This window comes from Parachitinimonas caeni, assembly GCF_030129945.1.
Taxonomy (GTDB): Bacteria; Pseudomonadota; Gammaproteobacteria; order Burkholderiales; family Chitinimonadaceae; genus Parachitinimonas; species Parachitinimonas caeni.
The window spans coordinates 142,640-165,052 of sequence record NZ_JARRAF010000006.1; the positions used below are offsets into that span (position 1 = coordinate 142,640).

24 protein-coding genes are annotated in these 22,413 nt (G+C 57.6%); 8 read left to right on the plus strand and 16 right to left on the minus strand.

What is annotated here, in order from left to right; genetic code table 11:
• Positions 1–6: 6 nt before the first annotated feature.
• Entirely contained in the window at positions 7–534 is a 528-nt protein-coding gene (locus tag PZA18_RS07280; RefSeq protein WP_284100153.1) for a cysteine hydrolase family protein, read from the minus strand.
• 808 nt (positions 535–1,342) lie between these two features.
• Entirely contained in the window at positions 1,343–1,471 is a 129-nt protein-coding gene (locus PZA18_RS07285) for a hypothetical protein (protein ID WP_284100154.1), read from the minus strand.
• Between the two features lie 81 nt (positions 1,472–1,552).
• On the opposite strand from PZA18_RS07285, the gene PZA18_RS07290 reads away from it, so the two are divergent.
• From PZA18_RS07290 to glyA, 3 genes are all read left to right on the plus strand, one after another.
• Positions 1,553–4,240, plus strand: a complete 2,688-nt coding sequence (locus tag PZA18_RS07290; protein ID WP_284100155.1) for an RCC1 domain-containing protein — start codon at positions 1,553–1,555, stop codon at positions 4,238–4,240.
• 155 nt (positions 4,241–4,395) lie between these two features.
• The gene (locus PZA18_RS07295; RefSeq protein WP_284100156.1) at positions 4,396–7,032 is read left to right on the plus strand and encodes an RCC1-like domain-containing protein; all 2,637 of its coding nucleotides are present in this window, start codon (positions 4,396–4,398) and stop codon (positions 7,030–7,032) included.
• A gap of 162 nt (positions 7,033–7,194) precedes the next feature.
• Positions 7,195–8,448, plus strand: a complete 1,254-nt coding sequence (glyA, locus tag PZA18_RS07300; protein ID WP_284100157.1) for a serine hydroxymethyltransferase — start codon at positions 7,195–7,197, stop codon at positions 8,446–8,448.
• A gap of 99 nt (positions 8,449–8,547) precedes the next feature.
• Here glyA and PZA18_RS07305 read toward each other — a convergent pair whose 3' ends face one another.
• The 5 genes from PZA18_RS07305 to PZA18_RS07325 form a co-directional block, all read right to left on the minus strand.
• A complete protein-coding gene (locus tag PZA18_RS07305) occupies positions 8,548–8,790 on the minus strand; it encodes a DUF1161 domain-containing protein (protein ID WP_284100158.1) in 243 nt (80 codons plus the stop codon).
• Between the two features lie 145 nt (positions 8,791–8,935).
• Entirely contained in the window at positions 8,936–9,349 is a 414-nt protein-coding gene (locus PZA18_RS07310) for a hypothetical protein (RefSeq protein WP_284100159.1), read from the minus strand.
• A 45-nt stretch (positions 9,350–9,394) separates the two neighbouring features.
• Complete coding sequence (locus PZA18_RS07315) at positions 9,395–10,027, minus strand: flavin reductase family protein (RefSeq protein ID WP_284100160.1); 633 nt, start codon at positions 10,025–10,027, stop codon at positions 9,395–9,397.
• A 182-nt stretch (positions 10,028–10,209) separates the two neighbouring features.
• Entirely contained in the window at positions 10,210–10,752 is a 543-nt protein-coding gene (locus PZA18_RS07320; RefSeq protein ID WP_284100161.1) for a class I SAM-dependent methyltransferase, read from the minus strand.
• Between the two features lie 228 nt (positions 10,753–10,980).
• Positions 10,981–11,424: an SRPBCC family protein gene (locus tag PZA18_RS07325; protein ID WP_284100162.1), complete on the minus strand. Its 444-nt coding sequence runs from the start codon at positions 11,422–11,424 to the stop codon at positions 10,981–10,983.
• A 269-nt stretch (positions 11,425–11,693) separates the two neighbouring features.
• On the opposite strand from PZA18_RS07325, the gene PZA18_RS07330 reads away from it, so the two are divergent.
• Positions 11,694–12,149: a DUF2269 family protein gene (locus PZA18_RS07330; protein WP_284100163.1), complete on the plus strand. Its 456-nt coding sequence runs from the start codon at positions 11,694–11,696 to the stop codon at positions 12,147–12,149.
• Between the two features lie 7 nt (positions 12,150–12,156).
• Here PZA18_RS07330 and PZA18_RS07335 read toward each other — a convergent pair whose 3' ends face one another.
• From PZA18_RS07335 to PZA18_RS07375, 9 genes are all read right to left on the minus strand, one after another.
• A complete protein-coding gene (locus tag PZA18_RS07335; protein ID WP_284100164.1) occupies positions 12,157–12,903 on the minus strand; it encodes a hypothetical protein in 747 nt (248 codons plus the stop codon).
• A gap of 2 nt (positions 12,904–12,905) precedes the next feature.
• Complete coding sequence (locus PZA18_RS07340) at positions 12,906–13,751, minus strand: DsbC family protein (RefSeq protein ID WP_284100165.1); 846 nt, start codon at positions 13,749–13,751, stop codon at positions 12,906–12,908.
• Entirely contained in the window at positions 13,748–14,959 is a 1,212-nt protein-coding gene (locus PZA18_RS07345; RefSeq protein ID WP_284100166.1) for a secretion/conjugation apparatus DotM-related subunit, read from the minus strand. Before PZA18_RS07345 ends, PZA18_RS07340 begins: the two co-directional genes overlap by 4 nt.
• A 12-nt stretch (positions 14,960–14,971) precedes the next feature.
• Positions 14,972–15,232 (minus strand): IcmT/TraK family protein, encoded by a 261-nt coding sequence (gene icmT, locus PZA18_RS07350; RefSeq protein WP_284100167.1) that lies wholly within the window; start codon positions 15,230–15,232, stop codon positions 14,972–14,974.
• 54 nt (positions 15,233–15,286) lie between these two features.
• Complete coding sequence (locus tag PZA18_RS07355; RefSeq protein ID WP_284100168.1) at positions 15,287–15,874, minus strand: YcbK family protein; 588 nt, start codon at positions 15,872–15,874, stop codon at positions 15,287–15,289.
• The gene (locus PZA18_RS07360; protein ID WP_284100169.1) at positions 15,871–17,034 is read right to left on the minus strand and encodes an ATPase, T2SS/T4P/T4SS family; all 1,164 of its coding nucleotides are present in this window, start codon (positions 17,032–17,034) and stop codon (positions 15,871–15,873) included. The genes PZA18_RS07355 and PZA18_RS07360 overlap by 4 nt, the downstream gene beginning before the upstream one ends.
• A gap of 4 nt (positions 17,035–17,038) precedes the next feature.
• Entirely contained in the window at positions 17,039–17,800 is a 762-nt protein-coding gene (locus PZA18_RS07365; protein ID WP_284100170.1) for a type IV secretory system conjugative DNA transfer family protein, read from the minus strand.
• 78 nt (positions 17,801–17,878) lie between these two features.
• Positions 17,879–18,406, minus strand: coding sequence for a DotD/TraH family lipoprotein (locus PZA18_RS07370; RefSeq protein WP_284100171.1), 528 nt, complete (start codon positions 18,404–18,406; stop codon positions 17,879–17,881).
• 307 nt (positions 18,407–18,713) lie between these two features.
• Positions 18,714–19,247: a hypothetical protein gene (locus PZA18_RS07375; protein ID WP_284100172.1), complete on the minus strand. Its 534-nt coding sequence runs from the start codon at positions 19,245–19,247 to the stop codon at positions 18,714–18,716.
• Between the two features lie 143 nt (positions 19,248–19,390).
• On the opposite strand from PZA18_RS07375, the gene PZA18_RS07380 reads away from it, so the two are divergent.
• The 4 genes from PZA18_RS07380 to PZA18_RS07395 all read left to right on the plus strand — a co-directional run bounded on the left by PZA18_RS07380 (position 19,391) and on the right by PZA18_RS07395 (position 22,085).
• Positions 19,391–19,720: a hypothetical protein gene (locus PZA18_RS07380; RefSeq protein ID WP_284100173.1), complete on the plus strand. Its 330-nt coding sequence runs from the start codon at positions 19,391–19,393 to the stop codon at positions 19,718–19,720.
• Positions 19,721–19,996: 276 nt separating this feature from the next.
• Positions 19,997–20,257 (plus strand): hypothetical protein, encoded by a 261-nt coding sequence (locus tag PZA18_RS07385; RefSeq protein WP_284100174.1) that lies wholly within the window; start codon positions 19,997–19,999, stop codon positions 20,255–20,257.
• Positions 20,258–20,308: 51 nt separating this feature from the next.
• On the plus strand, positions 20,309–21,835 hold the full coding sequence (locus tag PZA18_RS07390) for an AMP-binding protein (protein WP_284100175.1): 1,527 nt from the start codon (positions 20,309–20,311) through the stop codon (positions 21,833–21,835).
• Between the two features lie 67 nt (positions 21,836–21,902).
• Entirely contained in the window at positions 21,903–22,085 is a 183-nt protein-coding gene (locus PZA18_RS07395) for a YjfB family protein (protein ID WP_284100176.1), read from the plus strand.
• The last annotated feature ends 328 nt before the right edge of the window (positions 22,086–22,413 follow it).

Here is a 22,413-nt window from a genome sequence, read left to right on the forward strand (position 1 = left end):
CCTTACCTATGCGAATACTTGTTCAACAGCCTGTACTTGAATTCTGCGGCCTTGCGGGACGGCCATATGCGTCCAGACCCAGTTATGGTGGGCGATGATCTGCTCGGCTGTCAGATGTGGCCGGTCACCCGTTGTGTGTGCATCAGCCAGTGCGATCACGTCAAAACCATGCGACAGCGCGGCGCGTAAAGTGGTATCGACACAGAATTCGGTTGCCAGCCCACAAATATATAAGTTGCGAGTGCCTTGCTGAGTCAGGACGGGCTTGAGCAAGGTGTCAGCAAACGAATCGCAGGCGGTTTTTTCAATGAAGGTATCGCCTTCCGCGACGACCAGATCGGCATCTATCTGCCAACCTTCGCTACCAGGGACAGCCTCTGCGTCGCAGTGGCGAACAAAAACAACCTTCCCACCCTTCTGGCGAATCTGGTTAGCCGCGAAATTGATTCGGGCGATGATGCCGGCCTTGTCATGGCGACGAGTATCCCCATTGAGCCAGACATTCTGCATGTCGATAACGAGTAAGGTATCCATGATTTGAATAGCAGATAAATAGAGGTGAATTAAAAAGCACGCCGCAAAGCGACTCTCCTTTTTCAGGAAGGGGTAATCAAGGCTGACGAGCTGCCAGCAGTATATGGCAATCCGGCATTTATCCGGCTTTTCAAACCAGGCTGAATTGAGATGCTTGGGGTATGTTTGGCTGCCGGGTTACATTCAAATGCGTCAAGAAAATGGCGCACGGGGTGCGCCACATTTTATTGTCAGGAATAGCAGAATGGTTTAATCCCGATCTGCGGGCTGCCATTGGCATAACCACAAAAGACCGGGGCCACATAATATGACCACCAGATGAACCTTCCAGGAAATATCGGTAAGACCTGTGGCTGGCGCCAGAATGGCCAGCCAGATAAATGCCCAGATCAGAGCGCATAAAAGGAACAGCAGATACAGGCAGCTATGGGCGCTAATAGTGTGGCGGGATGAATCGTGTGATTGGTACATGATCAGGTACCTCATTCAGACGGCCATTCAGAATCAGCCTTGCATTTCATAACTTCGCGGAGTGTGCTCCTCCTACAAGAATAGGGCAAAAGACCTAATTTTGCTGTCGAATCCAGCTCGGGTGGCTGGCGGCAGTCTGGTAAATACGCCACAGTTTTTTTGGCAATTTTCCGCATTTTGGCCGGATTTTTGGCAAAAACGATACACGGCGCATAAGGGGTGGCCAGATCGTTCTATGCTAAGTCCTGCGCCCTTGCGCCGGGTGATCTGCGATCAGCCCGATTTTGATGGTGGGTTTGATGCAATTAAGTTGCTGCAATGTGCTTGAACAGCTTCGTCAATCGATAGAGGGGCCCAGCGTGCCGTGCTGGACCTGATTCATCACTTCCGGCAAATCCAAATAATCGAGCCCTTGCAAGGGCAGTGCCGCTAAGCGGGTAGTGTATTCATGCAGGAACATCAACAAGATCAACAATTCAATCGATCAAACAACAAACAACAATCGGGTTCGGTAGAGATCGGGCCATTGCAATGCAAGGCGAGGAATATGCATAAAGCGATAACCCTTGGAGTCGGTCTGTTTCTTGGCTTGGCCAGTGCGATAACAGATGCGGCCACCTCTCGACCACAAGCCATCGGCGGATTCTTTCATTCCATGGCCATCCGCTCGGATGGCACGCTGCTGGCATGGGGTAGTGATGAAAAAGGCCAGCTAGGACAGGGGCGGGTGACCTATCTGCAAACCCCTGCGGAAATAGGCAAATTCAACATCGGACGAACGGTAGCCGTACCCGGTACCCTGGTTAGTGGTGACTATCACAATATGGTTGTCAAGGCGGATGGCACGCTCTGGGGCTGGGGGCGTAACAGTTCGGGTCAGGTGGGGGATGGCTCGATAGTCAATCGGCTGCGTTCCATTCAGATCAAGGGCTTGCCGTCGATCAAGGCAGCCGCAGCAGGGGCCTCGCATACGCTGGTGGTATCGCCGGATGGCTATGTCGGTGCCTGGGGGAGTAATCAATCGGGGCAGATTGGCGATGGCACGACCGAACCCCGACGACGCCCGGTGCTGGTCAGTAGTCTGACGAGCGTATCAATGGTAGCTGCGGGCGCAGATTTTTCACTGGCGCTGAAAACGGATGGAACCGTCTGGGCTTGGGGCAGCAGTAGCAGTGGCCAGCTGGGATTGGGGTCGCTGAATGGTGTCGCCACGCCGACGCAGGTGCCAGGTTTGCCCAGGATCACGCAGATCGAGGGCGGCTGGCAGCACACGCTGGCGCTGGATGCCGATGGCAACGTCTGGGCCTGGGGCCTGGGCAAGCCAGGGCAGCTGGGAACCGGCGTCAGCGAGAACAGCAGTACTCCGCTGAAGCTGACCACGCTCAGCAAGGTTACCGCTATCTCTGCCGGTGAAAACCATAGCCTGGCCGTGACGAGCGATGGGTCGGTGTGGTCTTGGGGTTATAACGGCCATGGCCAGTTGGGGGATGGCACCAAGGATTCCCGCCTGCGTCCTGCCAAGGTGCAGGGTATCAGCGGGGCGATTGCGGTGGTGGCTGGCCGCAATCAGAGTTATGCGCTGACGCGGGACGGCAAGGTCTATGGCTGGGGCCGTAATGATACCGGGCAGCTTGGTGACGGCACGCTGATCCAGCGCCTGACGCCTGTCGTGGCGCTCAATATCGCCAAGGCCGTAGCGATTTCGGGGGGGCGTGATCATCTTATCGTCCAGCTCAACGACGGTACCTTGATGGGATGGGGTGGCAACGATTTCGGTCAGCTGGCTGATGGCGGCGCGCCGCAACGCTCTAGCGTGGTGAAGGTGCAGGGCATCAACAATGTCGGGGCGGTTGATTGCGGGCAGGCGTTCGTGGTGGCCTTGCGCAACGATGGTTCGGTGGCGACCTGGGGTGATAATGAATATGGCCAGCTGGGCGTTGAGGGTTTGGCTAGCAGTGGTTTGCCGGTAAATGTTGTCGCGCTCAGCAATATCAAGGCGGTTGCGGCAGGCTGGAGTCATGCGCTGGCGGTACGGACGGATGGAACGGTCTGGAGCTGGGGGCAAAATTATGTAGGTCAGCTTGGCGAGACGGCCTCCTGGTTTCGTACATCGCCGGAAATCGTGGCCGGTCTGGAGGGGGCCAAGGCCGTTGCAGCAGGGAGTGCGCACAGTTATGCCTTGAAAGAGGATGGCACTGTCTGGGCTTGGGGGGGCGGGGCGTCCGGACAGCTTGGTATTCCCGCAACCAGTAGCAGCGTCACCCCGGCAAAAGTCCCTTTGCTTAGCGAGATTCGTGCGATTGCTTCCGGGGCAGCGCATGGCATTGCGCTGAAGGTCGATGGCACGGTGTTTACCTGGGGTGAAAATGGTAGTGGTCAGTTGGGGGATGGAAATAAATCCAACCGCTTCATCCCGGCCCGCGTCAGCGGCCTGGAGGATGTGATTGCTGTGTCGGCCGGTGAGCGCCATAGCATCGTTCTGAAAGGCGATGGCACGGTCTGGGCCTGGGGTAACAACACTTTCGGTCAGCTGGGGCAAGGGACCCGGATAGACAGCAAGGTCCCGGTAAAAGTGGTGGGCCTGGAAAATGTGGTCAGTATTTCGGCTGGAGCCCGACACAATATTGCTGTCAAGCGGGACGGTACGGTCTGGTCATGGGGTAATAACCTGGGTGGGCAGCTGGGCACCGGCGCACTGGCTGATCAGCCGTTTTATCACGCCGTGCTCAATGAGAAGATCAGCGGCATCCTTGATCTGGACCCGACGATCCCGAACCTGACCACCCCTACGGGCAAGCGGCCCCCGGTGTTCATGCGGGCAGCCAAAGAGGGTGACGACAACAACATCAGCCTGACGGTGGAATTGCAGCTGGCACCGGAAATGGCAGGCAATCGCTTTGCCGCAGGCTACAACGTATATGTGGGAGGGTTGGTTCCGCCGGGCAATCCGCCATTGCGGAGCATCCGCCTGCCGCGCTCGTTTGCGGCAGACCCTACTTGGTATTTGAAGGATAAGATCTCGGGCTGGAATCCCTATCTGGGTGGCCCGATGCCCCAGTATCTGTCGGGTGTGACGGTTGGTAGTCAGGATGAATTGATCACGATTGAAATTCTGAGTGATACCGACTTGTCCAATCAGCTCGGAACCCAGTTCTACGTCGGCTACGGTCTCGACGAGAACGAAATGTTGGCGGCGCAGCGCTACCGCGTAGTGTACGAGGTACAAAGCCCTTGATGACCTGATCCGGCCTTTTGCCCCCTCCGGCAGTGTGGTGAGGGGCCAGGCATCTGCCGCATGGTCATGAGGCGTTGTTGATGGTTTTGCAGCTTGAAGCAGGTCAACAATGCCTACGCAGTAGCAGGTACGCCTCCTTTGCGGAGGTCTATCAAATGCGGAACAGACTCTGTGCAGCGCTGCTGGCTTTGGCTGGCTGGTCGGCTGGAATGGGGCAGGCGGTAGAGCCTGCCTTGATAGGTGGCTTTTTCCACGGTGCGGCGTTGTCGAGCGAAGGCCAGGTTTACACCTGGGGGAGCGACGTCAGCGGGCAGTTGGGGCAGGGGCGCAAGCTATTTATCCCGCAGGCGAGCAAGGTCCAGTTTCCGGGTCTGCCCAATGCCCGCGTCAAGGCCATGACCGCTGGCGACGCCCATTCGGCGGCGATTCTCGAAGATGGTTCTATCTGGACCTGGGGCGATAACTTCTACGGCCAACTCGGCAATGGCACCCGTGCAGGTTATTCGGTGCCGGTCAAAATCCCGGGCTCTTCCGGTTTGGTGGCGGTGTCGGCAGGGCTTGCCCATACCCTGGCGCTGACCAGTGATGGCCGGGTGTTTGCCTGGGGCTTCAACGATAACGGCGAGCTGGGTGATGGCAAAACCGATATGAGCCTGAGCCCGGTTCTGACGCTGAACCTCCCGCCTATTACGGTCATCAAGGCCGGTCCTACTCACAATATCGCATTAGCCAAAGATGGCTCGGTCTGGACTTGGGGGGATAACAGCTCCGGTCAGCTGGGCGATCTGTTTGGCCTGCCGCGTAGTACGCCCGGCCAGGTTTTCCTGTTTGCGCCCGTTGGAACGGTGTCGGCGGGTGGCAAGCACTCCATGGCGCTCGATATCTATGGGCGCGTCTGGGCCTGGGGCAATAATGAATATGGCCAGCTCGGGAATGGCACCACTGAGTCACTGGCGGTACCGGGCTTGGTGCCGGGACTCGATCAGGTGATTGCCATCAGCGCAGGTACCCTCGGCAGCCTCGCAGTGCGGGCCGATGGTAGTGTCTGGATCTGGGGCTATGGTCTTTATGGCTTCGCCACCCAAAGTGGCGAGGCGGGATCGGCCGTTGATGTTGAAGCCAGCGTGATTCATGCGCTGTTTTTGCGGCCAGATGGCAAAGTGGCTGCAGGTGGGGCCAATGAAGCGGGCCAGCTTGGCGATGGCACCACCGAGGCTGCCGATCTGACCATGGTGAAAGGCATCAGCGGCGCGGCCAAAGCGATTGCAGCGGGATCGCTGCACTCGATGGCGTTGGGAAGTGATGGCACGCTCTGGGCTTGGGGTTCGAATGCCAAGGGGCAGTTGGGCGAAGGCGCCGAGAGCGAGCGCAATGTGCCCTCTCTTGTAACCAATCTCAATGGCGTGACAGCGCTGGCGGCTGGAGATCGGCACATGCTAGCGCTGAAGAGTGATGGGTCGGTCTGGGGGTGGGGGGGTAATTTCACCGGGTCGGTTGGTGATGGTAGCCAAATTGATCGATCGTCTCCGGTCAAACTGTCGGGGCTTAGTAATATCCGCAAGATTGGCGCGGGAGGGGTCAATAGTGCGGCGGTGGCGGCCGATGGCAGTGTCTGGACCTGGGGGGCAAACGGTGATGGCGAGCTGGGTATTGGCGATCTGACCGTGCGCTATGTGCTGCGGCCGGTCAAAGTGCCCAATTTCTCCGGAGCGGTGGATGTCAGTCTGGGTGCCCAGTTCGTCACCGTGCTGCGCGGCGATGGCACCGTCTGGGCCTGGGGCAATAACTACTATGGCCAGCTTGGTCCGGTTGATGGTACTCGCGACAGCCCGATTCAGATCAGCGGCCTCACCAACATCAAGGCGCTATCGAATGGCGCCCACCATGCGCTGGCCTTGCAGGCGGATGGGACGGTCTGGAGTTGGGGGGCGAACTACTGGGGGCAGCTTGGCGACGGTGGTGATACACCCAGCGCTGTTCCTCGGCCGGTGCCCGGCCTGCCACGTATCAAGGCGATTTCTGCCGGGTTTGGTTACAGCCTCGCGCTGGACTTCAACGGCATCATCTGGGGTTGGGGCAGTAACTTTGAAGGCGAGCTGGGTCTTGGTGATGAAGGCCCAGGCTCAACCCCGATCCCGATGGCAGCGATCGGCGAGCAATTTGCAGCGATTGCGGCGGGCTCTTTCCACTCCATGGCGATGAAGAGCGATGGTACGGTCTGGAGCTTCGGCTGGAACATGAATGGTCAGCAAGGCGATGGCACCTTTGCCGATCGGCGCAGTTATGGCGGTGTCGTCAATGCCAAGGCAACAGGTTATCTGGATCTGTTGGCCAACGTAGCCAATCTGCCGCTACCTTCGGATAAAGAGGTGCCATTTTTCGTCGAGACCGAAAAAATCGGCGGGGACAAGGACCTATCCCTGGCGGTGGAGATCAAGCTGTCCCGAACCTTGGCGCAACAGTTTTCTGCCAGCAATTACAACGTCTATGTCGGGGCGCTGGTGCCACAGGGAAATCCGCCGTTACAGGGTAATGCCTTCTCGGCTTCATCCTGGTTCATCAAAGACAAGCTGGCTGGCTGGGGGGCGTATCTGGGTGGTCCGATTCCCGAGTTTCTGTCGGGTGTTGCGGCCCTCAGTGCCGATGAGTTGGTGAAGATTCAGTTACTGAGCGATACCGATCTTTCCAACCAGATCGGCACCCAGTTTTATGTTGGTTATGGGCTGGATCAGAACGAAATGCTGGCAAGTCGGCGCTATCGGGTTGTCTACGAGGTGCAGAAACCACGCTGAGGGCTGGATGCCCGGTTCTGGCAGGGGTGCAGTGACTTGTATTGGCAAATAAATACGAGATGATGAATTTTCGGCGAATTTATATGAATCGGATTGGAGGCAGGGACGGCCATGAAAGTGGTAAAATTGCCCACCTCCCTCCACTCATTCGCGGAAGTCTCCATGTACTCGCCCGATACCACCATTGCAGCTTACGACCCAGAACTCGCCGCTCACATCCAGGCAGAATGCCGTCGCCAGGAAGAGCATATCGAGCTGATCGCTTCTGAAAACTTCACCAGCCCTGCCGTCATGGAGGCGCAGGGCTCGCAACTGACCAATAAATACGCCGAAGGCTACCCCGGCAAGCGTTTCTATGGCGGATGTGAGTTCGTCGATAAGGTTGAGCAGCTGGCTATTGATCGCATCAAGCAGCTGTTTGGCGCGGAGTATGCCAACGTACAACCGCACTCCGGCTCGCAGGCCAATCAGGCCGTCTATTTCTCGGTGCTCAAGCCTGGCGACACGGTCATGGGCATGAATCTCGCGCACGGTGGCCACCTCACCCACGGCTCGCCCGCCAATATCTCGGGCAAGATGTACAACATCGTTCCTTACGGCCTGAACGACAAGGAAGAGATCGACTACGACGAGATGGAGCGCATCGCCATCGAGACCAAGCCCAAGCTGATTATCGGCGGCGCTTCGGCCTACGCTTTGCGTTTTGATTTTGAACGTATGGGACAGATTGCCAGGAAGGTCGGTGCCTACTTCATGGTGGACATGGCGCACTACGCCGGTCTGATTGCCGCTGGCGTGTATCCCAACCCGGTGCCGCATGCTGATTTCGTTACCTCGACAACCCACAAGACCTTGCGTGGCCCGCGTGGTGGCTTGGTACTGGCCAAGGCCGAACACGAGAAGATGATCAACTCGTCTGTCTTCCCGACGCTGCAAGGCGGTCCGCTGGAGCATGTGATTGCCGCCAAGGCGGTTGCCTTCAAAGAGGCGCTGCAGCCCGAGTTCAAGGTCTATCAGCAACAGGTGTTGAAGAACGCTGACGTGATGGCACGCACCCTGATCGAGCGTGGGCTGCGTATTGTGTCGGGCCGTACCGAGTCGCATCTCTTTCTGGTGGATTTGCGCCCGAAGAGCCTGACCGGGAAAGCTGCCGATGCGGCTTTGGGTCTGGCGCACATTACCGTCAACAAGAATTCGATCCCGAATGATCCGGAAAGCCCGTTTGTGACTTCCGGCATCCGTATCGGTTCGCCGGCCATTACCACCCGTGGTTTCAAGGAGGAAGAAGCCCGCATGGTTGCCAATCTGGTGGCTGATGTGCTCGACAATCCGGCTGACGAAGCCAATCTGACGACCGTGCGCGAGAAGGTATTGGCGTTGACTTCCCGCTTCCCGGTCTACGGCAAAAAGGCGTAAGTCGCCGGGGCGGATTCGCCATCAATCAGCAAACAACAAGGAGGGCTTGCCCTCTTTGTTGTTTGCTGTGCGAGCCGCAGCCAGCTGTCGCTGGATGGCTTATTCCTTGGCAGGCGCCGCGCCGCGCTTGTAAACCACCTTCTTGGTACCACCCTCGCAACTGCCAACTACTTTGGCATCGCCTTCCTGTCCCGTATCGACGACGTTCAGCTCGTAATGTTTGACCCCTTTGCCCTGCATCTTGGTTTCGACTGCGGCTTTCAGCTCATCACAATTCTTTTTGGCGGCGAGTGCCGGACTGCAAACGGCGACTGCCAGTAAAGCCCATGCCACGGTTTTCATTGAAGCGCCTCCTGGTTGTTTGAACAGAGAGCGGCCAGATTCCCTCGCCGCTCGCTTTACCATAGCTGACGCTCAAGGTGCATGAAGGGGATTTTGAGTGCGCGGCCATCCCTTCCTGTCGTGAAGCACTGTATCGGTATTGCGATTACTCAGCGACCCAGCCTGCCGGGGCGGGCGTGCCGGGGTTGATGGCAGGCGAGAACTGCACTTTGTCTTCGCGGCTGATGTCCTTGCCATTCTGTTTGAAGCTGTAGGCCACCAGGCACTGCACGCGTGGTTTGTCTCCGACTTTGCTGGACTGGCAATCGCCAAGTTTGGTCACCATCAGGCTGTGGGCGCTTGCCCACTGCATCCGGGCGACGGCTTGCAGCACTTCACGCTGGCCAGGGTCCGCGTCATGGGCGAATTTGCCCGACTTTTCGGCAAGGCTCAGCATGCGCTGCCTCATTGCCACTTGGGCGTCTGCCAAAGACGGAGTGACCATAGAGGCGTCTGATTCCGCAAGGGTGTATCCGGCCGCAAGCAGTGGTAGCAAGGGGGCAAACAAACGTCTGATCATGGTTCGCTTCCTGAATTCGAGTTGAAGGGTCGTGGCTCACGCCCGCTAGGTGGGCGGCAAAGGCGTGGCAGGGGCTTGGGGCCTGGTCATCTGAAAGCGCTCGCGGATCAGGCTGTAATCGTCACCCCCCAGCTTGCCGATGGCGTCAAGTCTGTCGGGGAGAATGCGGCCTTGTTCCAGCACGGTGTCGTCAATGTGAAGGTGTACGACGTCCAGCAATACCAGCTGCCCGGCTTGCGGGCCTTCCCCGATGGCGATGATGTCACGCAAGCGGCATTCAAATCGAACAGGGGATAAGGCGACGCCCGGCGTCGGTACTTGCTGACTGGCAATCGGCTCGATACCCACCGCAGAAAATTCGCTGACATTGGCTGGGTAGTCTGCACAGCTGGCATTCATTTGCGCCGCCAGCTGCTGGTTGACGATATTCACCACACAGTTTCCCGTTTCGCGCAGGTTGCGCACCGTATCCTTCTCGGCACGGTCCCGTGGGTTGACCTGTGTAACACTCAAAACCGGGGGCGCGACACTGGCGACACTGAAAAACGAGAAAGGCGCCAGATTGCTGAGCCCTGCGGCAGACTGGGTGCTGATCCAGGCAATAGGCCGGGGCAATATGGCAGAAACCAGATATTGGTAGCACTGCTGGGGGCTCAGTTGGTGGATGTCGATATTCATATGGCTGAGGATGATGGTGTGAGGCTTCGCTTAAAAGCAATTCGAGTTCACATCGACATCCGGCACGTCGGCAGGTGTTTTCATCGTGCCGGACAGGTGGCTTTGGTTGCATGGCTATCCGGCTGCAAGGCTTGCACCGTGTCGTGCATCGACGAAACACGATCCGGAAATATCAACAGAACCTAATTGAAGACCTTTTCCCGGCGAGCGCTCAGACAATGAAACTTGCCTTGCTTGGGGTCGTGAAACGACTCGATCTTGATGGTCTTGAAGCCATGTTTTTCCAGCAGCAAGCCAATTTCTACCTTGTCGTAAAGCTGAAATCCGAAGCGGTGACCGGGCCATTTTGCAAGTTCTGTTTTGTCGTTGAAGCACAAAACCAGAATGCCATTCTTGCGAAGGGTGCGATGGCATTCGGCCAGTGCTTTGGCCGGGTCCGACCAGAAATAGAGGGTGTTGACGGTGCAGATCTTGTCGAAATTGGCGTTGCGGTAAGGGAGCTGCTCGATACAGCCCTGCTTCAAATGCAGGCTGCCATTAATCAAATAAGGCCGCAGACGCTTGCTGGCCAGCTCGACCATGTCTGCCGAGACATCCAGCCCGCTGACCAGGGAATGGGGATGGGACTGCAATAACTGGCGCAATAAATAGCCACCACCAAAACCAATTTCCAGAATATTTTCACCGGGTTGTGGCGATAGCTGCTGCAAAGTGGCGTGATTCATCAGCCGGTTTCCCTGGTCCAGCCAGGGGGCGATAAATAAACGGCCAATCAAGCCAGTAGGGCGGGCTAATTGCCGCGCAATAAATTTCTGTAACACATTCTGCCCTTTTTTGTTTTAGCTATTTACCCGGAACCTGGTGTGCAGGTAAAACAAATAAACACCAAGACTCTGCACCAAGCGTGCCGCATCAGGACTTCCAATCTAATTGATGTAACTAAATGATGGCAATTAATGCGATTCACAATAACGTTTCAGACCATCCAGTCGTGCCCGGACCGCTCGGGTGAAATACCAGACCGCCAGGTGCTCGATTAACAATGCTCTAGCCCACGGCTTGGCTTGAAGGTTATAACGAAAACGCGCCAGCGTTTGACCGTTGCTTTCGGAAAAGATCCAGCTTCCTGCAAATTTATCGAGAAAAAATGGTCCTTTCACCATGGCTACTGCGGCAGTTTTGGGTGGGGCGATCTGTATGAATTCGACAATCATTTTCAGGCCATTTCTGGCAACAACTTTAACCTGAACGCCCACTGCAATATCGCGTGCATTGTGCAGCAATTCGATTTGTTCGGGGAATGGGTCCCAATCATAACGGCAGGCGTAATCCTGAGAGATGCGATACACCTTGTCGGGCAAGGCTTGAATCATGACTTGATATTCAATAGTGGCCATTTTTTTGGAGGGGGAATGCCCGTTGGCTTCACTGCCCAACGGAGATGAGGGTTGATAGGTGTCTGAATTTAAATGGATTCATGGCGAATTCGAGATAAAGAAAGTGATACGGGTTTTATCTGGGATTGCGTTGTGGAATCAAGATCCTTAGGCTTTTGCGTGGCATTTCGGGTTGAAAGTTTTGTTGGATCAGAGCATGTCTTTGCATAAAAACCAAAGTTTTTCGCGGGGGCTTGCTGTTTCGCAATTCACTGAATGGAAACCAAATCATGTATGAAATCAGTAAATCGCTGCACATTCTGGGTGCCTGCCTGTTTATCGGCAATATCATTGTCAGTGCCTTCTGGAAGGTGATGGCAGATCGCACCGGGGATTACGCGATTATCCGCTTTGCCACACGGCTGGTGAACCTGACGGATGGTGTGTTTACCGGCTTGGGTGTGGCCTTGCTGTTGGGGAGTGGGCATTTCATGGCGACAGCGTTGCCCGGGGGGATCAATCAGCCTTGGATAATCTGGAGCTATGTGGTTTTCGGTATTTCCGGTGGCTTATGGCTTTTGGTGCTGGTGCCGGTGCAGATCAAACAAAGCCGACTGCTGGCTGCCAGCAACGGCCGGATTCCGGCCGAATACTCGCGGCTGGCCCGTATCTGGTCGGTTGTGGGGACGCTGGCGACGCTGATCCCGCTGCCCGCAATCTTCTGGATGGTCGCCAAGGCGGTGTAGACGGCAATTACTTCACCAGACAGGCATTATCCGCACTTTGTCCTGGGTCCAGCCCTAGTGCCTTCAAGGTCTGCAAGGTGGTATTTGCCTGTTCGGCGGCGGCACTCGAAGCATTGGCACTGGGGATGCCGGTACCTTGCATGATTTGCTGCCGGATCGATTCTTCGAGCGATGCCATCTCGCCAGGGGCGGTGGGGCGCTTCTGCTGCAAGGTCCAACCCAGCCACATGCCACAGGCAATGACAATGGCAGACACCAGCCACCAGCTGGCGCGATTGCTGGCAGCACGTTGGGTCGGCACGCTGCGGCGCCAAGCGCCGACGTGTGTCGGCAAGGTGCCGACCTCGGCAGGGGAGGGAGAGACCGCCGGTGGGCTTTCCTGCCATTGCCGCCAAGCCAGCTGGTAACTCTCGTTCAGGCGGAATCTCAGGCAATGCTGCACGGTCTCGGCTTGCTGTAACGGCTTTCCTTTGCGATCGAGTGGCAAGGGGAGGCGAAGGCTTGCCAAGAGGCGCTGCTCGGTTTGACTGCCTCGTCGGTCGATGTGCAGGGTCAGTGCCAGTGCAACCGTATTGGCTTCTGCGTCAACGGGGTCGATACGCAGCCCGATGGCCTGAATATTCGCCAGGTCATCAATGGCGACGGCTTGTGTTTCGACGATGCCATCGAGCAAGTCGAGCGAGAGTGCGGCCCAGAGCCGGTCGCCGCGTTGATTCAGGCTGAAGTGGGGCTGGGTCTCATATTTGAGTCGCATGGTCAACTCCCGAATATTTCCTGCAAGGATGCTGGGTCACTGGCACCCGGCATCATCCGGGGACGACCGGTTTTCCGGTCAAGATAGAAGGCAGTGGGCACCCCAGGATTGCCGACACCGCGAAATGCCGAGAAGAAGAAGTCCCGATTGGCGGCCAGGGCATTGCTGGTGCTGGGGCTTGGCGTCATGGTGGGTCGGCTGGCGCCCGTCATCACTGCGTCGAGTATCTGGCGCGGGGCCTGGCCTTGCAGGATGGCGGCCGCCAGCGGCTCGCCACCATCCCCCAGAACCGTGGCCGGCAGCCACTTGATGGAGTGGCCAGCCGCAACATAGCTGCGGGTGTTGCGGTACAGCGTGTGGCAGTGCGGACAACGTGGATCGAATACGATGTAGACGGTTCGAGCGGGGTCAGCCACACCTTCCTGCACGCCACTGAGCTTGGCGAGCTCGCGCATCTGTGGCGGTATGGCGGTGCTGGCATTGGCGTTGTTTGACTCATTGGGTCTGGCTGGTTTGGGGGCGAAGCGGTCGGAGAGGTTTTCGCCTGTTTCGGCATTCCAGATGACGCCGGAAATCAAGACTTTGCGATCTGCTGTGCCATAGAGCACGACTTCTTTTCCCTCTTTTTCCACGCGATAGGCAATCAGGCCACCCAGCCCCACCGGTTTTTGTTCGAGGATGTGCTGTTTGGCCAGCATGGGCGGCGGATCGGCCGCCTGGCTGGCACTCGACTGGGCTAGCAACGTGAGCCCCAGCGCACCGAGAATCAACCCGCCAGACAGCCGCAGCAAATATTGCTGACGGATGCGTGAAGCTTGGCGAACCGCAATGGATGATGGGCGTGTCATGGGTGCTCCCTTTTGCGGGCCTTGGCCGCATGGGCTTCGCGGTCTTCGGCATTGAAGTCAAAGCGTTCGGTAGCGCTTTTGAGCGCCGCCAGCGCGTTGTCGAGTCGTGGCGAGGCAGATGGGCCGGTCATACGCTCATGCAGGAAATGTGACATCGGACCGGCAGCCTCCGGGAAGGTGACGGTACGGCCAACGTTGTTGACCAGATACCACAGAGGCCGATCGCAAAAGCGCAGCCAGCGGAATTCACAGGCGGGCAGTATGCCGACCCGCCGGGCTTCGAGCAGCATGGCCCACAGGATGCTGCGATTGAATGCATGCTGGTCGATCACCGCCTGAACTTTGCTATGGGCGCCGTATTGCTCGATGGCCTGCTGCGCGGCTTCCAGATCGAATTCCGGCTCACGCACATCGCAATCGGCTGCCGAGACGGGCCCCCAATAGCTTTTGAGCAGGCGGTCGCTGAGCGCCAGTGCCGCTTTGAACGCCGAGTCATCCAGTCGGGAGTCGGTGGCGGCAACGCGGGGGGCCAGCGCGGCAAACACCAGTAATTCGGTATCCGTCAGCCCCTTGGTGCCACGCCATAGACCGCCAAGCTGCCTGGCAAACACGGCGCGTGCGGCCGTCTCATCAAGCAGGGGGCGGCCTTCGCCGCTCCAGGCGCTGACCAGTCCGTGCCGCAGCAGGAAGCCTTTCAGGTTCAACGCCATGCCATACACCGGATGATCAAGCGGCTGTTCGATCAGGCGCAGGCGGCGGAATAAGGGGAGATGCGCAAAATGCTGAGACCATAGCCGCGCATAACTATCGAGCGTGTGGCGGCGGGCAAAGCGCATTTTGGGGTGATGCGCGAGGTGTTGCATGGCCCAGCGCCAGCACAGGCCGCAGAGCACTGCCAGCCAGAAGATATTGAAGAAAAGGCTGCTGCGGGCGATGTCGGCCCAGGGGTAGCTCGCGTAGTCAGCCTGACTCGCACGATCTATCCAGCTGCCTATCCAGCTGAAAGGGGCGATATCAACAAAGCGGCTGAGCAGGAATACCGGCAGGAATACGGTGGCCAGTTCCAGCAGGCGCAGCCACAGATAGCTGCGTGCCAGCGGGCCATGCAGGGTGACCCAGGCCAGCCAGCAGGCACCATACAGGGTGGCAGCCGCCAGAACCAGGATGGCTGGGCCGGACAGGGTGGGGGCGGAATCCTGCTTGGCCATTGTCGGGACGACCTAGCGGAACAGCTCGTCGAGCAAGCGGTTGACGGCTTTGCGCCGACCGGTGATCAGCAGGTTGGCATAGCGAAAGCAGGCCGCCAGGGTGACGCCGGAACGTTCCAGCGCAAACAGGCCCAGATTGAGCCCTACGCCCAGCCAGAACAGCCACCAGGACTTGTACAGCAGCAGGACAAAGAAGGGCAGCACACCTACCGCGTGGACGCCGAAGAAGCGTGGCGAGAGTGCTGTATTCGACCAATGGTAGCGACCTTGCATGATGTCCCTCCTTGTCGATGCCTGACTCGATGCCTGAACGGCAACATCTGGCGCTTATTTGGCCTTGGCAGTCTGCACCACCCGTGCATCCTTGATGCCGCCGACCTTGGCCGACCAGTAACGCTTGCGACCGGTATCGACATGAACGAACGTCGGGTAAAGCCCGACGCCACCCATGCCGAAATAAGCCGCCATATTGAACAGCATTTGTGGCTCGACACCCGGCACGGCAATGTCGGCAGCCTTGCCATACATATGCATGCTGTTGCGGGCGGCGCCTTCCACATTGGCGTTGTGCTGAGGCGTACGCAGGCCGCTATGCACAACCAGTGGCTGGCGAATGCCGGCGTTGTGCAACCATTGCTGCAGGCCATAGAGCAAATTCAGCAGGTTTACATCCATGGCGGCCATGGTCTTGTCGTGACTGTCGCGCAGCATGTAACAAAGCCAGCTGTAGGCATCCCCATCAATGGCATTGCCGGTCCAGAACCGATAATTGCCGTTCTCGCGGCTATCTTTGCGGTATAGCCATAGTTGACGAGGTTGGCTCCAGAAATTCGGGTTGTTGGCCCAAACCGGCCTGGGCAGGCCAATCAGGCTGGCGCCGGCGGCCAGCAGAAAATCACGTCGATGCAACTTCATACGGGCACCAGATACCCGAGTTCCCGCGCTGTCGCGGCCGAAATCTGGCCTGTTTCAAACAGGCGCTTGCCTTCTTTCACAAATGACCAGCCGCGCTCGTCAACCATGTCGCGGACCCTTGCTGTTACCCTTGCCATATCATCCAACCGTAGTAATTCATCACGCACATCATCATCAAATTCGAGAGTTTCGCGCGCTGCGGTCAGTCGTCCAGCCAGGGTAGGGACTAGGCGCTGGGCGACGATATAGCGCGCGGTCTCGACTACATCAAACATTGCGGTATGTTGCAACTCCCTTGGGTAGCGACTCACCAATCGGCGTACCACTGCCGCCACATTGATTGCGTGAACAGTCGTGTAAACCGTATGCCCGGTGAGGGATGCTTCGACGGCTGCCGAGATCGTCTCTTCATCGCGGGCTTCGCCAATCAAGATCAAGGCTGGTTTGCGCCGCATTGCTTCGCGGATGCCATCAGCAAAGCTCACGACATGCGTCGGCACCTCGCTCTGTACGATGACCGAATGGCGGGAGGACACCATTTCGTAAACAAACTCGATCGGTTCTTCATAGGTCACCAGATTGCCTTTGACCGGGGTGTCGCCTTCGAGCACTTCGCGCACGATGGCTGAAAAAGTGGTCGATTTGCCCGAGCCCGTGGCCCCGCAGACGTAGACAATGCCGTTCTTGGGGGTCGCAGCCCGCACCAGTTCCGGCGGCAGATTGAGTTTGGCGGCCGTCGGGGGTTCGTAGGGAATCGCCCGCATGACCACTTGCGCCGCAACCGCCCCGCCGGCCAGGACGGGAGTGGCATTGACCCGGAAGCGATGCCGCAAACGCTCGCCGCGATGGTCGCGTTCGGTCAGATCGAACAGCTCGTAAGCGGCATTGATTGGCTGCGCGCCCTGGATCTTGGCGAAGGCGTTGTCCTTGCCAGTGACCCAACGCAAGATGGTGGCAATTTCGTTGGTGTCGAATTTTTTGTTGCTAAGGGCCTTGAGCTGACCATTGATTGATGCGAGCGCCGGGCGATCGGCCTGCAGATAGAGATCAGACCCATCGTGCGCCATCATTTCGCGCACCAGCGATTGAAAGTCGGCCTCGTGGCTGAAGCGGGGTGGATCTTTGTAGTCGGTCTTGCGCTCGGCCAGTGGCACACTCATGGTGCTACTCCGCTTGGGTCTGCGCAGGCGCGGTTGGGCTGGGCAGAGCTTTCCAGCTGGTCTGGTCGGTGTTGAAGGCGGGTAGGGTAACGATGCGCAGCAGGGTTTCATCTACCGCCAGCGCATCGCCCGAGAGGTTGAGCGGCATATTCTGCTGCGCCATCACTGGCATGGTGATCAGGTTTTTCTTCACGTAAATGTGGTAGCGGACCATGCCGATGAAGTCGCGGTTCAGTCGATCCAGCTGACTGGCAAGAATCAGATTGGCCTGTTCGATGCCGATGCGCCAGCCTTCAGCCACCGCCCGCTTCCAGGCTTCGCGCTCCTCGCCGTCGCGCGGCAGAAACAGGTCGTTTGGCACCACGCCTTCGGTTGATGGCAAGGCCAGATATTGCCGCCAGTGCGGCGGGCGTGACGAAAAGCGGGCCTGAGCCTCCACTTTGAACAAATTGCCGGCCAGCCGCAGCGTATCGCCCCCTTCCTGCGTGTAGATGTCTCGTGCCTCGCTCAGCACCGGCGGGATGATGCGGCCATGCACCAGCAGGCCGCTGAAGTCGTAAATCCTGTCCAGATCGCGGGCGCGATCAGCCAGTACCTGGTCAATCACCTTGCTGCGATGGGCCATGCCACCACGCATGCCTACGCCGAGTGCAACGTCACGTACCGCCTGCAGGCGCATGCCACCGTTACGCATCGGTGCTGGCGCTACCAGCGCCGAGCCGGATGAGAGATTCTGTAATTGCTCCAGCGAAGGAAGTGCGTCCATGCCAGTTCCCCGTTACTCCTGCAGGCGTGGCCAATATCTGTTTGCGATACGTAACCAGAAACATCCACGGCGCCGATGTCAGCGGCGGGCAATAATTTCTTTGTAGATCAATTCAATACGGCGTGCGGAACGATCCAGTCTTACATCGGCCATGGCATCCACCTGCAATCCGACGTTTTTCAGAATGTCGATGACGCTACGATCCTTGACGTACACATTCACCAACACCTGCTGGGGGGGGCGTTTGCCCAGCACAACCAGTTCATAGCTGTACTTGTTGGCTAGCGATGTCAGCATGGTTTCCAGCTCACCAACAAAGTCGAGTGAAATCCGATCGGTTGATAAACGCTCGGCGGCCTTGGCATCCTGCTCCAGTCGGGCGTAAGCGGCAGCGGTCAGTTCGCGCTGCGCATCAACGGCCAGCTGGGCCTTGTCGTTGATAAGGCGGGTGACATCCAGATCGGGTGGCGGTTTGCTGACGACCGGCTCGTGGGCGCAGGCAGTCAGCAGAGCGGTGACCAGCATCAAGGCCAAGCGACGACTAGGCAAAGCGGGAAGGTTCATGTCTGACATCACCTGCGTGGCAGATTCGGGAAACCAGCTCATGGGCGGCCACTTTGCATTGCCATGTCTAGAAAGAGTGTGGAGGGCGCAAGTCAGTCATCAGCAAACGCCAACCATCCAGACAGGGCAAAAATGATTCGAAGTGCCTCCTGATCCCTTGATAATGGCCGCACCGGCAAATATCCAGCAGATTGCCAATCAGAATGAGGCTGCCTTAGACGGGAGTTGGACGAAACAAACGGCAATTACTCAATAAAACCAGTGAGGGTAATTGGATGTGCCGGAAAATTCGCCATGCCGGGAATGACTTTGAGTGCCAGTAAACGATCTGCTCAAACAGCGGATTTATTTAAGTCGGCGTTAAAGACAAATAAAGATATTTATCGCCATGAATTTGGCGCAGTGCCTGCATCGGGCAGTTTGGTGAATTCCGCCAGCAAATAGCGGAAAGATCAATCCGGCCTAGTAATAGTTGCTCACGCAAAGCCCGATGGGCCTTGCAGATGTGAGTACGTTGATCGTCCCGATCCAGATAAATTTCGTGGTTGATCAACGTGTCATAAAACGGCCTGGATGGTAAGAATAATTCCTCATTGGAGCCCCGAGGACGGGTATAGACGCGGATTGCTTCCTGCTGGCGCAGAGTGTCGTTGATATTGCTGGCCCAACGCAATATCGGGTCTGGGGATTCCAGCTCGAGAAACGCTCCGATTTCTGCCTGGCATTCCACCCCCAAACTCGCCCACCAAGTTTGCAATGCCTGATGCTGAGAGGGCGGGCAATTTTTGAGATAGAAGTCCGGAATTTGCATGGTTATTTTGCCGGCGTAAATCGGCGCATCGGGTTGGCTGGTGCGGCGGGGTTTTTGAAAAATCTCCAGCATTATCAGATTGTTCTGAAAAGTTAGCCAGGAGCGCCGTCCAGGATAGCCGGGACGTGGGGCCGTTTGTCGGATGAGACTCTGGCGGTGCGGGGGCTTGTCTATGCTCAGCTCAGGGTGGCGCGATAGCGCCTTGGGAGCTAGCAATGGCCTTGTATCGCTTGCGTTTTTTCTTTGACGCTGGTTCTGGCATCTGCCTGTGGTCGGGCAATGCCGAGGCGCATCGCGAATATGGGTATCCGATTGATGTGGATCTTCTGCCACTGTCCGCCACCTTGCGTCGCCGGGCGCGTGAGCTGATAGCCTGGTATGACAGCTGCTATGACTGGGCCAGTCTGGCCGGCGTGGTCGCCTGGGATGGTGCCGAGACTCGCCGCTTTGGGGTCTATGCCCAGGTGGTGCTGGGTGAATTGCGGCGGGAGTTGGGTTCCGTCTACGAATTGGTAGACGAGTCGGGCACTGCGGCGCTGGTCTGAAAGCGATGCTTTGCGTTGCCAGTGGGTGATCGAGTGCCTTGCTGCGGGGATTGGTGAAGAGCCGCGCCAATGCTGGGTTTCAGCCGCTTTCCGGTCTACACTGATAACGGGCTTGATCGTTCAGCCGAAGCGGGTCACCCCTGGGTTCTGTTGGCATTAAGTTTGCAGATCGCATTTCGCCGGAAAACGGCCTGGAACAAGGCGCAGGGCGCGACAGCAAACCTGACGTCAACAGAATCTAGATAATCCCAAAACTCAAGTAGACCGATTTCAACCATGACGTTCAAATTTGCACCTTTATTGTTAGTGCTGGCCTTGGGCTTGTCCCTGCCGGATGTGGCCCTGGCCAAGAAACATCACCGTGGCAAACCGGGCCATTCTGCGGTGAGTAAAAAGTCCCATCGTGCAGATGGCCATCGCAAGGCTAAACGTGCGAAATCCGCCAAACCTTCCAGGCAGGTGGCCAGCAAGCCTGCCAAGCCAGTCGTGGTGCCCAGTGGGCCGGGCAGTAAACCCAAGAACCTGGGCGGCGCCTGATAGAGGGGTGGGGGTCACGCAAAGACGTGATACCACCGAATTTCTGACCGAATGAGCCTGCCAGAACTCCGCTTATTTGAAAGCCTGCAATTTCGATGCCGCGTCAGCCCGCACGCCATTGCGTTGGTAGATGGTGATGATGGCAGACAGCTGAGCTATGCCGAGCTGCTGGAGTTTTCCGGCCGGGTATCGGCAGGACTCGCGGCCTCGGGTATCCGGGCCGGGGATCGCGTCGCCTTGCTCGCCGGCAACCAGCTCGAAACCTTTGTTCTGCTATATGCCTGCGCACGGCTGGATGCGATGCTGGCCCCCCTCAACTGGCGGCTGACCGAGGCTGAGCTGCAGCCGCTGATGGGTAACTGTGAGCCCGGCCTGCTGCTATTCGACCCGCAGTTTGCCGATCTGGCCGTGCGCCTGGCGACGCACCAAGGCGCCCCCTGCCGTCCGTATGCCGCCGCAATGGCGGAATGGCGGCAGACACCGTCCCACTGGCCACCATCCGGTACTGCCGGCAGTGAGGTGCCGGTGTTGATCCTCTATACCTCCGGTACGACGGGTTTGCCAAAAGGCGTGTTGCTGTCGCAAGCCATGTTGGGCTGGAATGCGCTGAATACCTGCCGTTCGTGGGATATTGGGGCAAACGACGTCGGGTTGGTTCACACGCCCTTATTTCACACCGGAGGCTTGAATGTCAGCGCTACGCCGCTGCTGGCATGCGGCGGGCGCGTTGTTGTGGTCCGACAGTTCGAGCCGTCAGCCATCTTGCGATGTGTGGCAGCACAAGGCGTAACGGTGCTGTTTGCGGTCCCTCAGATGTTCAAGTCTTTGCTCGAACATCCGGACTTTGCGTTGGCGGATCTGCACTCACTACGGTTTTGCATCTCGGGTGGTGCGCCTTGCCCGGTCAGCCTGATCCGGGCCTATCAGCAGCGCGGTCTGGTGTTCAAACAGGGCTTTGGCATGACTGAGGTCGGACCAAATTGCCTGACCCTGCACGAGCACGATTCAGAAATGAAAGCAGGCTGGATCGGCTACCCGAATAGCTTCACACAGGCCAGGGTGGTAGACAGGCAAGGGCAGACTGTGCCGGCAGGCAGGGTCGGTGAGTTGCATCTGGCGGGGCCGATGGTCTGCAGCGGCTACTGGCGCAATCCGCTTGCGACGGCGGAGTTGTTTGATGGCAAATGGCTGAAGACCGGTGATCTGGTGCTGAGTGATGCCGAGGGCTGCCTCAAAGTGGTGGATCGCAAGAAAGATATGTTCATCAGCGGCGGCGAGAATGTCTATCCTGCAGAAATCGAGGCCGTGCTGCTTGAATCGCCTCTCGTCAGCGCTGCCGCGGTCATTGGCGTGCCGGATGAGCGATGGGGTGAGGTTGGCTGCGCCTGCGTTGTGGTCAGGCCGGGTTATAGCGAAACCGCACTACGCAGTTTCGTGTCAGAACGACTGGCCCGATACAAGCAACCATGCCACTACCGGGAGCTGGAGTCCTTGCCTCTGACGCCGACGGGAAAAGTCAAAAAATCCCTTTTGCGCGAATTGCTTAGCGATGCCAAATTTGTGGATAAATTCAGTTGACAAAGTGCTGGCATTTATCGGCATAAGCTGATATGTTGAAGCTGTTCACTCGCTTAGGAGCGACCCGATGGACATCACCGCACTCTCTAATGCAGCCAGTAATGCTCAGGCACAACAAAGCGCCTCGGTTTTCGCCTTGAAAAAGGCGCTGGATCTGCAGAAGGAACAGACCGCCACACTGTTGCAGTCGGTGACCCAGGGTGCCAGCAATCCCCCCAATCTTGGCAATAGCATAGACGTACGCGCTTGAACCATGGGTAGATTACTGAGGTAGTTCTTCAGCATTGTGTTACCACGTTTATTTGTTCCCCAAGCAGCGATCTCGCCGCCCCTTTCTCCGGGCGGCTTTCTTTTTGTGGCGCCAGATTGTCACATCCGTGCGCCCAAGCGCTGTTGACAGCGCTATTCCCGATTTTGAAATTTGAGTGTCACCACAGCCTGGGAAGAGTTGCCCAAAGCGTTTGACCTACGCGGTTTCAGACAGGTACAGCGCCAAGCGGAGCGCTTTCTTGCTCGAATTTGGTTGGTAACCGGGCTAGAATTCGCTCTCCCCGACCTAGTGTTTCCAGAATTCATCC

Excerpts from the sequence above, each read along its gene's own strand:
- PZA18_RS07365 (WP_284100170.1), bottom strand. The coding sequence starts at position 17,800 with ATGGACGCACTTCCTTCGCTGGAGCAATTACAGAATCTCTCATCCGGC.
- PZA18_RS07360 (WP_284100169.1), bottom strand. The coding sequence starts at position 17,034 with ATGAGTGTGCCACTGGCCGAGCGCAAGACCGACTACAAAGATCCACCC.
- PZA18_RS07335 (WP_284100164.1), bottom strand. The coding sequence starts at position 12,903 with ATGCGACTCAAATATGAGACCCAGCCCCACTTCAGCCTGAATCAACGC.
- PZA18_RS07325 (WP_284100162.1), bottom strand. The coding sequence starts at position 11,424 with ATGGCCACTATTGAATATCAAGTCATGATTCAAGCCTTGCCCGACAAG.
- PZA18_RS07310 (WP_284100159.1), bottom strand. The coding sequence starts at position 9,349 with ATGATCAGACGTTTGTTTGCCCCCTTGCTACCACTGCTTGCGGCCGGA.
- PZA18_RS07295 (WP_284100156.1), top strand. The coding sequence starts at position 4,396 with ATGCGGAACAGACTCTGTGCAGCGCTGCTGGCTTTGGCTGGCTGGTCG.
- glyA (WP_284100157.1), top strand. The coding sequence starts at position 7,195 with ATGTACTCGCCCGATACCACCATTGCAGCTTACGACCCAGAACTCGCC.
- PZA18_RS07315 (WP_284100160.1), bottom strand. The coding sequence starts at position 10,027 with ATGAATATCGACATCCACCAACTGAGCCCCCAGCAGTGCTACCAATAT.
- PZA18_RS07390 (WP_284100175.1), top strand. The coding sequence starts at position 20,309 with ATGAGCCTGCCAGAACTCCGCTTATTTGAAAGCCTGCAATTTCGATGC.
- icmT (WP_284100167.1), bottom strand. The coding sequence starts at position 15,232 with ATGCAAGGTCGCTACCATTGGTCGAATACAGCACTCTCGCCACGCTTC.
- PZA18_RS07290 (WP_284100155.1), top strand. The coding sequence starts at position 1,553 with ATGCATAAAGCGATAACCCTTGGAGTCGGTCTGTTTCTTGGCTTGGCC.
- PZA18_RS07280 (WP_284100153.1), bottom strand. The coding sequence starts at position 534 with ATGGATACCTTACTCGTTATCGACATGCAGAATGTCTGGCTCAATGGG.
- PZA18_RS07320 (WP_284100161.1), bottom strand. The coding sequence starts at position 10,752 with ATGAATCACGCCACTTTGCAGCAGCTATCGCCACAACCCGGTGAAAAT.
- PZA18_RS07395 (WP_284100176.1), top strand. The coding sequence starts at position 21,903 with ATGGACATCACCGCACTCTCTAATGCAGCCAGTAATGCTCAGGCACAA.
- PZA18_RS07330 (WP_284100163.1), top strand. The coding sequence starts at position 11,694 with ATGTATGAAATCAGTAAATCGCTGCACATTCTGGGTGCCTGCCTGTTT.
- PZA18_RS07305 (WP_284100158.1), bottom strand. The coding sequence starts at position 8,790 with ATGAAAACCGTGGCATGGGCTTTACTGGCAGTCGCCGTTTGCAGTCCG.
- PZA18_RS07385 (WP_284100174.1), top strand. The coding sequence starts at position 19,997 with ATGACGTTCAAATTTGCACCTTTATTGTTAGTGCTGGCCTTGGGCTTG.
- PZA18_RS07355 (WP_284100168.1), bottom strand. The coding sequence starts at position 15,874 with ATGAAGTTGCATCGACGTGATTTTCTGCTGGCCGCCGGCGCCAGCCTG.
- PZA18_RS07340 (WP_284100165.1), bottom strand. The coding sequence starts at position 13,751 with ATGACACGCCCATCATCCATTGCGGTTCGCCAAGCTTCACGCATCCGT.
- PZA18_RS07375 (WP_284100172.1), bottom strand. The coding sequence starts at position 19,247 with ATGCTGGAGATTTTTCAAAAACCCCGCCGCACCAGCCAACCCGATGCG.
- PZA18_RS07345 (WP_284100166.1), bottom strand. The coding sequence starts at position 14,959 with ATGGCCAAGCAGGATTCCGCCCCCACCCTGTCCGGCCCAGCCATCCTG.
- PZA18_RS07370 (WP_284100171.1), bottom strand. The coding sequence starts at position 18,406 with ATGAGCTGGTTTCCCGAATCTGCCACGCAGGTGATGTCAGACATGAAC.
- PZA18_RS07380 (WP_284100173.1), top strand. The coding sequence starts at position 19,391 with ATGGCCTTGTATCGCTTGCGTTTTTTCTTTGACGCTGGTTCTGGCATC.